The following is a 12701-nucleotide window of genomic DNA, read 5'->3' on the forward strand; positions in this document are numbered from 1 at the left end:
AAAATCAATTGATTTTTTCCGCCTTTTTGTTTGCATTTGATTTTGAAATTTCAAAGTCCGCTCTTTTAATTTCCCTACATTTGACCAAAAATTTACTTTTATTTATGAAATTAATCACATATAATGTAAATGGAATCAGAGCTGCTTTTACCAAGGATTTTCTAGGTTGGTTAAAAACCGCTGATCCGGATATCATATGCATTCAAGAGAGCAAGGCTGGAAACGACCAGATAGATATCGAAAGCCTTCAAAAGCAAGGGTATCATAGCTACTGGCATTCGGCAGTCAGAAAAGGCTATAGTGGGGTTGGAATAGCCTCAAAAATAAAACCTAATCATGTTGAGTATGGATGTGGAATTGAAAGTTATGATAACGAAGGAAGAATTATTCGTGCTGACTTTCATGGTTATTCAGTAATTTCTGTATATGTCCCTTCAGCTTCTAATATAGAAAGACTGGGTTTTAAAATGCAGTTTTGTCATGATTTTCTGAATTATATCAAAAATTTAAAAAAAGAAATTCCAAATCTTATTATTTCAGGAGACTTTAATATTTGTCATCAGGCCATTGACATCCATGATCCTGTTCGTTTAAAAAATGTTTCAGGATTCTTACCTATGGAAAGGGAGTGGATGACCAGCTTTATTGAAGAGTGTGAATTAATAGATAGTTTCAGGTTTTTTAATAATGAGCCAGATAATTATACTTGGTGGAGTTACAGGCAGAATTCCAGGGCTAAAAATAAGGGCTGGAGATTAGATTATAATTTTACGTCATATGCCTTAAAAGATAAGCTTTCAAGAGCTGTAATTTTAAAAGAGGCTGTACATTCAGATCATTGCCCGGCATTGCTGGAATTGAATGTATAATAAAAAGAAAAAGCCAACTGAATCAGTTGGCTTTTAAAATTTAATAAATCATAAGTTTAATCGACAATTTCATATTCCACCGGAATTGTACCAAGATTGGTATTTCCGATTTCATCGAACGCGGCTCTAGAAATATCTAGTGCTCTTGATGAATGGAAAGGTCCTCTATCATTTATCCTCACTGTAACCTCTTTTCCATTGCTCAAATTGGTAACTCTAATTTTAGTTCCAAAAGGAAGCGTTCTATTTGCAGCGGTGAATTTTGAATTATCAAAAATTTCTCCGTTTGCGGTTTTTCTACCATTAAACTTATCGTGGTAGAACGATGCATAACTTGTTTTTTTCGCATCTGTGGCATTATTCTTGAAAGAATAAACACCAAAGGCTGAAATCATCATTATGATTACGAGAATGAATCTTTTCATCATGTTGAATTTTATTGGTTTTGACTTGGCAAATGTATTATGAATCTCATTAAGTCCATAGCCGAAATGTTAAAAACTGTTAACGAAAACCCAATTATATGTTAACCAAGTCTGTAACCCTCTATTGACAGGCGTTTTAAGGACCACTGTTAAAAAACGTTAAAAATAAGGCCTAAAAGTTAACATAATTAACTAACTACTAGAAATTCATTTAGAATCAGCTCTAAAACACACTGTAAATCAGTAAATTACACATTCGCCATTTTTTTAGTTAAATATCTAAAAAAAACCAATGAAATTTTCATTGGTTTTTATAAAAGATAAGTATGCTTTTATTTTAAATACTCCAGCACATAATCATACGTTCCAGCCGGATAAACTACCGACATGTGGGGAGACCCTGTAACTGCATTTCCTGCTGTAGTTCCTAGTGCATATGAATATAATTCTCTGGCATATATTGTATTAGTTCCAGATTTATATATGGTAATTCCATACATACCGGTCATCCCTGTTGGCGAAGGGATACTTACAGCAGTTGAAGAACCTGTAGCTGTAAATGTTCCTTTAATGGCATAAACTTGTTCGTTATTTATTAAAGTATTTGTAGCAGTTTCTGTGGTAAGAATATTAGTACGACCTGAATTAGCCCCTATCGCCACCCATTTACCGTTTGTAATATTTCCAGGATTTCCAGGGTTTGAGAAGTAATAGAATCCAGGAGCTACTTTTGTTTTAACCCCTTGTCCCGTCACAGTATCTCCTGTAGTACTATTAAAGACCACCATCCCATCAAAATCAGAAAGAACGACTTCGTTATCCGCTGTTGATGTATTGAATCTAAAATCCGTTAGATCTGTTCTTGGAAACCCCATTCCTCTACCAAAGCTTTTGTTTGCTAAACCTTCAAAATTACTGGCGTCCATAAAATAATTTGTACCACTTAATCCTGCAGTAACATTTCCATTACTAAGGAGCTGAGCGTTACTATTAGCACTTAGAAATAAAAGGAAGCATCCCGTTATATTCACTAAAACATTTTTCATCTTGATTTGTGTTTTTTAATTATTAATTTCTACCTGCAACCAGATACCAAGTTGTACCATTACTAAATATTTGAACCGCCGATTGTGCGGTAATAGAGGCTAAACCCTTTGGAGTACCAATTCCATCATTTCCTGAAAACTGAAGTAATCCCCCCGCTTGGTTTCTTATATAGATAGTTTTATCCTTAAAAGAAGCTGGAGTTGGTAACGTCAATTGAGTTCCTGAAGTAAATTCCCAAAAATCAAAATTAGAATTTGTCCAATCATAAGCAGTAGAAGCTGCCTGACCTAAATTTAACCTAAATGCTGTGGGTGTTGTTCCACCACCTCCAAGCGTTTTCCAGGTAGAAGAGGTATTATCATAATAATAAAATCCTGCACCCGTTATGTTTCCTGTTTTATCAGTAGTACCTACACCTGAAGTTACAAAAACCAATGCTCCATTTTGAGCGGCAATGTATACAGCATCTTTAGCTGCTAATTCCTGGGCTGTCATTCTTGGAACTAAAACGGCATCGGGCATAGTCTTATCCGTAGTACTAGCAACCACATCCAAAGTAGCGGCCGGAGTAATTGTATTAATACCTACCCCTTTGTTCTGAGCTTTTGACAGCATAGCAAACGAAATAAGCATTATTGCTGTCCATAAATTTTTTCTCATAAGTGTTTAAGATTTTTAATTATTTTTTTTCATTAATAATTTTTATACAATATATATTTTCAAATCCCAAACTGTTCAATTATGATATAAAATAAAGATTCGGGATTATCTTTATTTATATACATATTCTAGGATTAGAAATACTATGTTGATAAAAAATTATTGCTATGGCAAAGCTAGTACTAAATAATTAAAAATCCAAAACCCACCATTCAAAATGGAAAATCAAGCGTCATATAAATACAGCTAAAAAGCTGATTATGAATAGAATGAAAAATTTAAACCAAAAAACAGTGAAACAGATAATCTAACAATAAAAAATTAATTAAATACTAATCAGTAAAAAATACGATGGAAAATATACACACTTAACATCATTATCTAAAAAATAATATTTTTATTTATTTTTTATCAAATTAAATCTCCGTACAGGTCAAATTCCTCCGCAGAGGTAATTTTTACCATAGCAAATTCTCCAATTGAAATATAGGTGTTATCTGCAGAAACTAAAACTGTATTATCAACGTCAGGAGAATCATATTCTGTTCGTCCTACGAAATAGTTTCCTTCTTTCCTGTCGAATACACATTTATAGACCTCACCAATCCTTTGCTGATTTTTCTCCCATGAGATTTGAGACTGAAGTTCCATGATAGCTTCTACACGAGCTTCTTTCACCTCCTGAGGGACATCATCCTCTAAAACATGGGCAGTTGTATTTTCTTCGTGAGAATACGTAAAACAACCTAATCGATCAAATCTCTGTTCTTTAACCCAATCTTTCAATTCCTGAAATCTTTCTTCGGTCTCCCCTGGATAACCAACAATTAAAGTAGTTCTGATTGCCATATCAGGAACCTTTTCTCTAAATTTCGCTAAAAGGGCATCGGTTTTTTCATGAGTTGTTCCTCTTTTCATCGATTTTAATAAATCGGAGTTGATATGCTGAAGAGGAATATCGATATAGTTACAAACTTTAGGTTCTTCTCTAATGATATCTAATACATCTTCCGGAAACCCACTAGGGAATGCGTAGTGAAGACGAATCCATTCTATCCCTTCCACTTTCACAAGTTCTTTTAAAAGATCTCCAAGTGCACGTCTTTTATAGATATCCAATCCGTAATACGTTAGATCCTGCGCAATCAAAATTAATTCTTTCGTTCCTACTTTTGCGAGCTTTTCTGCTTCACGAACCAGTTTTTCAATAGGTGTAGAAACATGACCTCCTCTCATTAGTGGAATTGCACAAAAAGAGCATGGCCTGTCACAGCCTTCAGATATCTTCAGATATGCGTAATGTTTTGGAGTAGTCGTTAATCTTTCACCTACTAATTCATGCTTGTAATCTGCGCCTAAGTGCTTTAACAATATAGGTAAATCTCTTGTTCCAAAATATTGGTCTACATCTGGAATTTCTTTGATAAGATCCGGTTTATATCTTTCAGAAAGACATCCAGTAACAAAAACCTTTTCCACTTCTCCTCTATTCTTGGCATCAACATAGTCAAGGATTGTGTTAATAGATTCCTCTTTTGCATTGTCAATAAAACCACAGGTATTGATTACAACAATATCTCCTCTGTCTTCATGTACAACTTCTTTTCCGTTTGCCTTAAGCTGGCTCATTAAAACTTCTGAGTCGTATACATTTTTAGAGCAACCAAGGGTTACGATATTGATTTTCTTTTTACCTACAGATTTTGTGCGCATCTTTTTGATTTTGAGTTTGCAAAGATACGAAATAATAAAAAGTTTAAATCAAAAAAAAGAAAACCACTTTAATAAAGTGGTTTTCAATATGCTATTTAAAAGTTTTTTCTTTAAAACTTGGTACGTTTTGATCTTTTTCACATTAGGCTCATCAATAAGCTTGTTCGTCTCCTTTCAAAATATTGTACAAAGTAAGAAAGATAATTTTAATATCTAAAAAAAAGGACCAATTCTGAATATACCAAATATCTTTTTCTATCCGTTTTTCCATATCTCTATGAGAAAATATCTCCCCTCTTGAACCCATTACTTGTGCCCATCCAGTAATTCCGGGTTTTACAATATGTCTTGTCATATATTTTTTTGTAATCTTGGAGTACATGTCTGTTTGGGACATCATATGCGGTCTCGGACCAACTATTGACATTTGGCCAAGAAAAACATTAATAAATTGGGGCAATTCGTCTATACTTGTTTTACGCATAAATGCACCAAATTTTGTAACTCTCGGATCATTTCTTTTAGCAATTTGAAGGTCAGCATTTGTATTGATAGTCATGCTCCTAAATTTGATACAATTGAATGGTATATTATTGAGTCCTGATCTTTTTTGCAAAAAAAATGCCGAATCATTGCTTTCTAATTTAATAATTAATGCAACAATAGGTATTAACCAAGATAATAAAAAGACAATTATAAAAAATGAAAACCCAATATCAAATGTTCTTTTTAAAATTTGTTTTTTGGGATTCGATAATGGTTCTCTAATTAATTTCAGAAAAGGAATCTCGTGAATTACATCAAAATAATAAGGTCCGAGATTAACGTATTTGAAATCGGGTACCATATAAATCCTTATCATTTTATGCTCTGCAACTTCTACAATTTTTTTATATAAATCAACTTCAATTTTGTCATCACAAAATATAATACTGTTTATACCTGTATTTTCCAGATCATCGAATAACTTATCAATGCTACCTAGATATCTATTTTTCGTTTCTGTCTCAATAGGTGCATAAACACCTCTCAATCCCATAAATCTCCTCAGATCCTTATTTGATAATAATGATGTTGATAATTTATTTTCTCCAACAAGAACTGTATTAAAAGAGTACAATTTCCTTCCTAATTTCACTCTGTTTTTCTTTCGGTATAAGAACAAAAGAAACCTTGTGAGGGTCATAAAGAAACCAGTCAATAGAAAATAAAGTATTATATTTCTATAGTCAATTTTTACAGAAAAAATTAGATTTAAGTAAATTAATGAAGCGCCTACCAATAAGACAAAAGATTTTGTCAATGCATTAAAATGCAGTGATGACTCCATAATTTTTAAGCTTTTGTAAGGCTTAGTTATAATTGTAATGACAAACCAAGATATATTAAGGAGAATAAATTGAACTTTAAAATTCTGAGCAAAACTTCTTTCATCAAATTCAAAAAAATATAGTTTTCCTAAAATAAAAAGAACATTGATAATAATATAATCTCCTATCAGAAAAATTCCGGGTAAATATCTAAAAAAATAAACTAACATAAATTCGACAATGGTTATTCAATTTTTCAAATTTACTTTATAATATCTATGTAACTCAGAAACTTAAGTCATTAGTTCTCATAAAGTTTAAAATGAATTAAAAAAATTTTAAAGAAAATTCCGGTAAAACTTTGTCTTTTTCTGAAAGTAAAATGTCATCTAAGGGGAGTTGCCAATCAATATTAAGTTCGGTATCATTCCAAAGAACACCACCTTCTGATTCTTTGTCATAGAGATTATCGCATTTGTATGAAAATATAGCAGTCTCGCTTAGAACAGAAAATCCATGTCCGAAACCTCTTGGGACATATAGTTGCAATTTATTTTCGCCTGTAAGTTCAATTGAAAACCACTTTCCAAATGTGGGTGAATCTTCTCTTAGATCAACAGCTACATCGAGAACCTTTCCATCTAAACATGACACCAGTTTCGCCTGAGCTTTTTCTCCTTTCTGCAAATGTAAGCCTCTAAGAACTCCATAAGTTGATTTGGAGATATTATCCTGAACGAAATGTCCGTTCATACCTGTTAATTCTTCAAACTTTTTCTCATTGAATTTTTCGTAAAAATATCCTCTTTCATCTTCAAAAACAGTTGGCTCTATAATATAGCAGTCCCTAAGTGGTGTTTCTTTTATTTTCATAAGTTGTGTTAGCTTTATTTACAAAGCTTAATCATTTTGTTTTATAACTATCCGATTGAAAAGGCACAAATATAAAAATTAATGCCACATAAAAATAGTTTTTATTTAATTACCCTTTTATAAAGATTTATCAAATTCAAAAAATTATTATTTTTATTATATTCTTTAAAAGCTTTTTCAAATGAATTGTTTCCCATTTGAGTTTTCTTTTTTTCGTCAAAAAAAAGTTTAACTTTTTCTATCGCTTCGTCTGTTGTATTATAAACATACCCATTATAATCATTGTCAACGGTATCTTTATTTCCCATCACATTACTCACTAAAAGAGGTTTCCGGATCGCCATTGCTTCGAGAATGGCAATTGGAAGTCCTTCCCATAAAGACACTTGTAAATATAAATCAAGTGTATTTAATTTTTGCAATAATTCTTCTCTTGTTCTTATCCAACCTGTAACAGTAATATTTTCAGAAGTAATGTCATCGATAAGCTCCCCGTTTCCTATCCATACAAAATTAACGTTTGGCAGCTTCGATGCTATCTCATTAAAAGCCTTTGGATTCTTTTGTGCTGTCAATCTTCCAACCGTTCCAACAGTAAAACGTTCATTCGTTACAGGAAAGTACAGTTTTTCTGGCAATTCAAAATCAACTCCGTTTCTAATAAGGCTCGTTTTGCCAATTTTTTTTGCCATTTCATATTCCGTATTTCCAGAAGCAATTGTAGTTCCACCAAATAAAAAGGGCATTACATATTCTATAACTTTAAAAAGGAAAATCTTAGTTTTCGAAATATTTTGCTGGACAAAGGAAAATCCGTGGGGTGAATAATAAATATTCTTTTTAGATACTAATCCCAAACAAGCCAATCTTCCTATAACACCTGCTTTTGCAGAATGGAGATGAATTATATCAGGTTTTATTTTTTTCAATATTTTTCGCGACTCTGTAATTACCTGATGATCTTTTTTCAAATTTATGGGACGCTGCATATCCAGTTCGTAAAGATAAATATCCGGATGAATTTCCTTATGAAATAATTCCTTATCCAGTTCAATACGATTTGGACTATAAATTAAATGAATATCACAATTAATATCAGACTGATGTGTTGCCAGAAAATTGCTTAAATCTTTTACGTAGGTATAAACCCCACCTCCAAAAGCTTCTACAAACTGAACAATCTTAATTTTCTTTTCCAAACTAATAATTTTGATTTAATACATGATGAGATGTAGTTTAATAATTTACATCTCAATTCTTTTAATTACTTAGAGATGGATAAATAATATACCGTTTTAGGGTTCATACTTGGGATGTTAATTGTTGTAGTATTTTTATTAACTATAATCTTTTGCTTTTGATTAAATATCATATTTTCCAGTGGCAGCTCAAGCGTATTAGGAATCTCATATACTACTAAGTCAAGATTTTTATCTTTCTTATAAAGACTAAACAAATTTTTCAACTTCACCTTTGCATTTACAATTCTATTTCCACTGTTATTGTTTAAAATAATATATTCTCCCTTATCATCATAAGAGGCAAATACAGATGTTTGATCATAATTGGTTATATCTTTTACTCTAGTGCCTTTCGTGCTTTGATTATAAATTTTGTAAGCCCACCATACCGATCTAGGTTTGCCTTTTTTGTCTAATAATCCATTAATTGAATTATTACAATTGAAAACGCCATCGCTTTCTGCCCAACATGCTTTACAAGCACCATCTATATTATTATCTTCCAAATATTTAAACACTTGTAATACTTCTGAAGGAGAAAATTGTGAGTATTGGTTGATTATTTCATTTAGAATAATTTTCTTTACACCAACTTTTGGATATCTAGGAAGTATCTCAGTTCTCAGCCTTTTCATATCTTTATTGAAATCCTTATAATATTCTCCGTCCCTTAACTCGTGCCAGCTAAGTATATCAACCCTTACATTATTCGTATTACAAAATTTCAAGAATCCTTCCATTTCTTTTTCATTGTATCGGTCAAAAGAAGGTCCTGTGATCAAAGCTTTATCCCCTCCAGGTGAAGACCTGATAATATCATGTGCTTTTTTAAATATTTTATAATATTCTTCCGTATCAAAATCTCCAAATCCACCCTGATGAAAAGGCTCATTCCATATATCATAAATTACTTTATTATTGAATTTTTGATACTCCGTATTTATTACTGTTTTTAACCGACCTGTATATAAAGGATGTGACCATTCTTTATTATTTTTTTTACCGGGATAGCCATACATATCAGATATTACTAAAATTGGTGTAACCCCAAAACTTCTTAAATAATCTATATCATCAACCGATTTATAAGACCACCCTATTCTCCAGTACTTAGGTTGCAAAGCAATAATATCATTTTGAAGTGCTTTAATATTATTATAATGAAGAAAACCAGACATTGATTTTACATTGCTGATTTTTTTACTGAAATCAACTTCTACAATTACAGAATCCTTAGTTCTCTGACATTTGACAAGAATTAAAGAAATAAAAAGGATGATTATAGAAATTATCTTTATTTTATAAGCATAAATTATTTTCATATATTTTATTGTGAATGATTAACAATACTAATTTACTTTTTTCTTTGACAGTTTATATTCAACTGCCAACTTCGACACTGCAAATAGGGTAACCATTCTTTTATAAATTTTCATATGAAAAGGTCTATCACTTCTGGATAATAAACTTCCTAACTGGGTAACTGTATTATCTGATCTTCTGTAAAGAAGAAAAGGTTTATCTATGAACTTTACTTTACCCACAACTTCTGCAACCAGTCCTATCCAAAGATCTATAGCCACTTCTTTATTTTTAGGAAACGGCATAGAATAATTTAAAACTCTTCTGTTAAAAGCCATACAGCAACCATAATACGTGCTACAGATTATATTTTTTAATAGACCTGTTCCTGAATTATATATTGTAAAAAATGAATGATTAGTAACATTTAAAGATTCATCGGTCACCATGGAATTTGTAACCACCAAATCGTTAGTTTTCAGATTTTCTACCAGCGTAGTATATTTACCGGGCAGCCAAACATCGTCCTGATCAGATATGAAAATAATATCTCCCGTTGATTCCTTTAGTGCATTTTGAAAATTTGGGGTGTAACCGCGTTCTCCCTTATTGATCAATATTTTTATTCTGCTATCATTTATATTTCTAATGATCTCTAATGTATTATCAGTAGATCCATCATCAGAAACAATTACTTCATCATTTTGTCCGATTTGTTTCAAAACCGAATCAATTTGTTCGAATATAAATTTTTCGCCATTATAAGTAGCCAAACATATACTTACTTTCATTGTTTTTTTATTTTTTCAAATGCACTCACAAACTTATTTGCCGAACTTTCCCATCCTTCTTCTCCCGAAAAATACATTTCCTCGATATTGTGAGACATCTGTTCTAATAGATCCCTATTATAATATAGTTCCAATATAGCATCACCAATTGCCTTGGAACTCTTTGGTTCAATTATAAGTCCTGTTTTTCCATGTTTAACCATTTCCGGCAAACCGCCTACATTAGTTGCAATAACAGGTTTCTTAAATGCATAAGCGGACATAATAACACCACTCTGTGTGGCATCTGTATATGGACAAACTACTGCGGAAGATTTGGAAATAAGATTAGCCAAATTTTCAGGATAAATATACTCATTAAGAATATTTATTTCGGAATATTGCTTATAAATTTCAATATCGAAATCAAAATTACCTCCGCCTGCAACTGTAAGAGTTATGTCAGGATATTTTTGAGTGGAGATAATCTCTACAAAAGCATCTAATAAGAATTTAATTCCTTTATATGGTGATATTCTACCGAAAAACAATATATTAAATTGAGATGAAGATTCCGTCTTATCTGTTTGATAATATCTCAGATAATCATATACGCTTAAAAAAGCAGTATGAATATTCTCCGGTTGCTGTTGATAGTGTTTTACAAAATCATCTTTTTGATTTTCGTTTAATAATATCTTATTAATAATGAGTTTGAACTGAAGCTTTCTCAAAAACTTATCAATCATAAAGTTTTCTCCGGAATGTAAAAACGGATCATGTACAATGAGCAACATCTTTTTTCGATACAATAGTGTAGAAAAAAAATACGTAAGCATATAATTATCAATAACAATTACGTCCGGATTTATCTTCTTTATGTATCGATTGATTGTATATGAAATATAAAGTTTCTTGAAAATATTGACATTACGAGTTCCTTTTACAACATATGTTTTATCTAATGAAATGAGTTCTCCAAATCTTAGTAATTCTTCTACCTCTGTACCTTTAGAAATCGTTTTTGTTAATTTTTCTTTATCTAAAAAATTATAAATCTCATACAGAGCCTCTGTGAAGAAGTAAACATCACATTTTTTCTTAAGCGCATTGATCAAAGAAACGTTGGCATCTAGGGCAAATGTGGATAAGAAAGCGACTTTCATGGTAGAAATAAGTTTTTTTAAATGTTATTTTTTCGGATTAAGAATTTTATCCATATGTTTATTAAATATATAATATGCTCTACTGATAGAAGGCTTATCCCACAATATATTTTCATAGTTTCTGATAATGAAGTTGTTGGATTTATACATTTTCAGAATCCCAAATAATAACAGTACAAACGTAAATGTCATTTTAAACACACGACTCAAGGTGGCATAGAAATAAGGATACAATATCCAATAAGAGACTGCAAAAAGGGTAGTCATTCTATCAATCAACACAGAGTATTCCGACAAAAACAGGTAGGTCATTGTGAAGAGAAAAAGAAGGTTGAAAAAGATATTGAGCAACTTCTCATCTTTTATATAATTTCCTATTTTATCGTAGGAGGTATAAAATATAATGAAAGTCAAAACTTTTTCCAAATATCCTATTGTAATACCATATCCGCTACTATATAAACTACTTTTTGAATAAGCTTCTGCCATTATAGAATAGAATCCACCAAATAACTTTCCAAGAGCTAAAACGATAGGTGTTACAAACTTTATTTGTCCCAGATACAGAATATTTCCTAATATAAAAGCTCCCCAAACAAAAGCCGGTAAAAATTTCTTATGTAGAAAAAAGTACAGTGGAAAATAAAAAATTGCAGATGTATGAAAAAGAAGTCCAATTCCATTACATATAAAATATTTAGCTGCATTTCTTTCTTTAATATATTTCAGAGAATATATAAAAAGAAATATCGCTTTGGAATTCCTCAATAGATTAATCTCTATAACCAATCCTGAGAAAATAAAAAACATAATAAACCCCAATATATATTGAGGGGAGTATTTCCTGAAAAAATAATTAAGAAGTAGAACATCGATAAGGGAAGAAACTATCTGAAGTAAAAAATAATCAGATGAGATACTCTTGAGAAGAATCAAAATTACTTTGAAACCAGGTTCTACTTTCAGAAGATAATCTTCGTTGACACTTGAAAAAAACTGTGCTACTCCCCGACTATCCGAGAGTGTTGGAGACATTTCATATAAAGGATAATAAACTGCAAAATCTGTATCAATATATCCTCTGAACCCAAAGAAAACAAAAAAGACCAACATACCTAGGTATCTGATAATTTTAATATCGCTTCCGTCTTTTCTTAATTTATTTTCCCATAAAAAAAGAGCAAAGTAAATCAAAAAAAGAACAATATATGGTATTGAATATATATAGCTAAAAGTTGGTTCCATAAGATACTATACTTTACTTTTTGAATTTTTTAACTGCAATTATAACTAAATATATAAAACTCTGTATTTTAAATATTAAT

At 31.2% G+C, this 12701-nt stretch carries 12 protein-coding genes; 1 reads left to right on the forward strand and 11 read right to left on the reverse strand.

Going from position 1 to position 12701, the window contains the following annotated elements; genetic code table 11:
- Positions 1-104: 104 nt before the first annotated feature.
- The gene (locus AC3WRL_RS04195; RefSeq protein WP_492329797.1) at positions 105-869 is read left to right on the forward strand and encodes an exodeoxyribonuclease III; all 765 of its coding nucleotides are present in this window, start codon (positions 105-107) and stop codon (positions 867-869) included.
- Between the two features lie 56 nt (positions 870-925).
- On the opposite strand, the gene AC3WRL_RS04200 is transcribed toward AC3WRL_RS04195, so the two are convergent.
- The 11 genes from AC3WRL_RS04200 to AC3WRL_RS04250 form a co-directional block, all read right to left on the reverse strand.
- The gene (locus AC3WRL_RS04200; RefSeq protein ID WP_214832652.1) at positions 926-1297 is read right to left on the reverse strand and encodes a septal ring lytic transglycosylase RlpA family protein; all 372 of its coding nucleotides are present in this window, start codon (positions 1295-1297) and stop codon (positions 926-928) included.
- A gap of 329 nt (positions 1298-1626) precedes the next feature.
- The gene (locus tag AC3WRL_RS04205) at positions 1627-2340 is read right to left on the reverse strand and encodes a hypothetical protein (protein WP_492329798.1); all 714 of its coding nucleotides are present in this window, start codon (positions 2338-2340) and stop codon (positions 1627-1629) included.
- A gap of 22 nt (positions 2341-2362) precedes the next feature.
- Entirely contained in the window at positions 2363-3001 is a 639-nt protein-coding gene (locus AC3WRL_RS04210; protein WP_214832656.1) for a phage tail-like protein, read from the reverse strand.
- Between the two features lie 411 nt (positions 3002-3412).
- Positions 3413-4714, reverse strand: a complete 1302-nt coding sequence (gene rimO, locus AC3WRL_RS04215) for a 30S ribosomal protein S12 methylthiotransferase RimO (RefSeq protein ID WP_214832658.1) — start codon at positions 4712-4714, stop codon at positions 3413-3415.
- Positions 4715-4865: 151 nt separating this feature from the next.
- Entirely contained in the window at positions 4866-6254 is a 1389-nt protein-coding gene (locus tag AC3WRL_RS04220) for an exopolysaccharide biosynthesis polyprenyl glycosylphosphotransferase (RefSeq protein ID WP_214832660.1), read from the reverse strand.
- Between the two features lie 97 nt (positions 6255-6351).
- Positions 6352-6897: a dTDP-4-dehydrorhamnose 3,5-epimerase gene (gene rfbC, locus AC3WRL_RS04225; RefSeq protein WP_214832662.1), complete on the reverse strand. Its 546-nt coding sequence runs from the start codon at positions 6895-6897 to the stop codon at positions 6352-6354.
- A gap of 101 nt (positions 6898-6998) precedes the next feature.
- The gene (locus tag AC3WRL_RS04230) at positions 6999-8096 is read right to left on the reverse strand and encodes a glycosyltransferase (RefSeq protein WP_214832664.1); all 1098 of its coding nucleotides are present in this window, start codon (positions 8094-8096) and stop codon (positions 6999-7001) included.
- A gap of 65 nt (positions 8097-8161) precedes the next feature.
- Positions 8162-9460 (reverse strand): GH39 family glycosyl hydrolase, encoded by a 1299-nt coding sequence (locus AC3WRL_RS04235; protein ID WP_492329799.1) that lies wholly within the window; start codon positions 9458-9460, stop codon positions 8162-8164.
- Positions 9461-9487: 27 nt separating this feature from the next.
- Complete coding sequence (locus AC3WRL_RS04240; RefSeq protein WP_214832667.1) at positions 9488-10231, reverse strand: glycosyltransferase family 2 protein; 744 nt, start codon at positions 10229-10231, stop codon at positions 9488-9490.
- Positions 10228-11376, reverse strand: coding sequence for a glycosyltransferase family 4 protein (locus AC3WRL_RS04245; RefSeq protein ID WP_261511162.1), 1149 nt, complete (start codon positions 11374-11376; stop codon positions 10228-10230). Before AC3WRL_RS04245 ends, AC3WRL_RS04240 begins: the two co-directional genes overlap by 4 nt.
- Positions 11377-11400: 24 nt before the next feature.
- Positions 11401-12621, reverse strand: a complete 1221-nt coding sequence (locus AC3WRL_RS04250; RefSeq protein WP_492329800.1) for an EpsG family protein — start codon at positions 12619-12621, stop codon at positions 11401-11403.
- Positions 12622-12701: the final 80 nt, after the last annotated feature.

The sequence above is a fragment of the Chryseobacterium sp. FW101-FHT12H09 genome, assembly GCF_058790395.1.

Excerpts from the sequence above, each read along its gene's own strand:
- AC3WRL_RS04195 (WP_492329797.1), top strand. The coding sequence starts at position 105 with ATGAAATTAATCACATATAATGTAAATGGAATCAGAGCTGCTTTTACC.
- AC3WRL_RS04200 (WP_214832652.1), bottom strand. The coding sequence starts at position 1,297 with ATGATGAAAAGATTCATTCTCGTAATCATAATGATGATTTCAGCCTTT.
- AC3WRL_RS04205 (WP_492329798.1), bottom strand. The coding sequence starts at position 2,340 with ATGAAAAATGTTTTAGTGAATATAACGGGATGCTTCCTTTTATTTCTA.
- AC3WRL_RS04210 (WP_214832656.1), bottom strand. The coding sequence starts at position 3,001 with ATGAGAAAAAATTTATGGACAGCAATAATGCTTATTTCGTTTGCTATG.
- rimO (WP_214832658.1), bottom strand. The coding sequence starts at position 4,714 with ATGCGCACAAAATCTGTAGGTAAAAAGAAAATCAATATCGTAACCCTT.
- AC3WRL_RS04220 (WP_214832660.1), bottom strand. The coding sequence starts at position 6,254 with ATGTTAGTTTATTTTTTTAGATATTTACCCGGAATTTTTCTGATAGGA.
- rfbC (WP_214832662.1), bottom strand. The coding sequence starts at position 6,897 with ATGAAAATAAAAGAAACACCACTTAGGGACTGCTATATTATAGAGCCA.
- AC3WRL_RS04235 (WP_492329799.1), bottom strand. The coding sequence starts at position 9,460 with ATGAAAATAATTTATGCTTATAAAATAAAGATAATTTCTATAATCATC.
- AC3WRL_RS04240 (WP_214832667.1), bottom strand. The coding sequence starts at position 10,231 with ATGAAAGTAAGTATATGTTTGGCTACTTATAATGGCGAAAAATTTATA.
- AC3WRL_RS04245 (WP_261511162.1), bottom strand. The coding sequence starts at position 11,376 with ATGAAAGTCGCTTTCTTATCCACATTTGCCCTAGATGCCAACGTTTCT.
- AC3WRL_RS04250 (WP_492329800.1), bottom strand. The coding sequence starts at position 12,621 with ATGGAACCAACTTTTAGCTATATATATTCAATACCATATATTGTTCTT.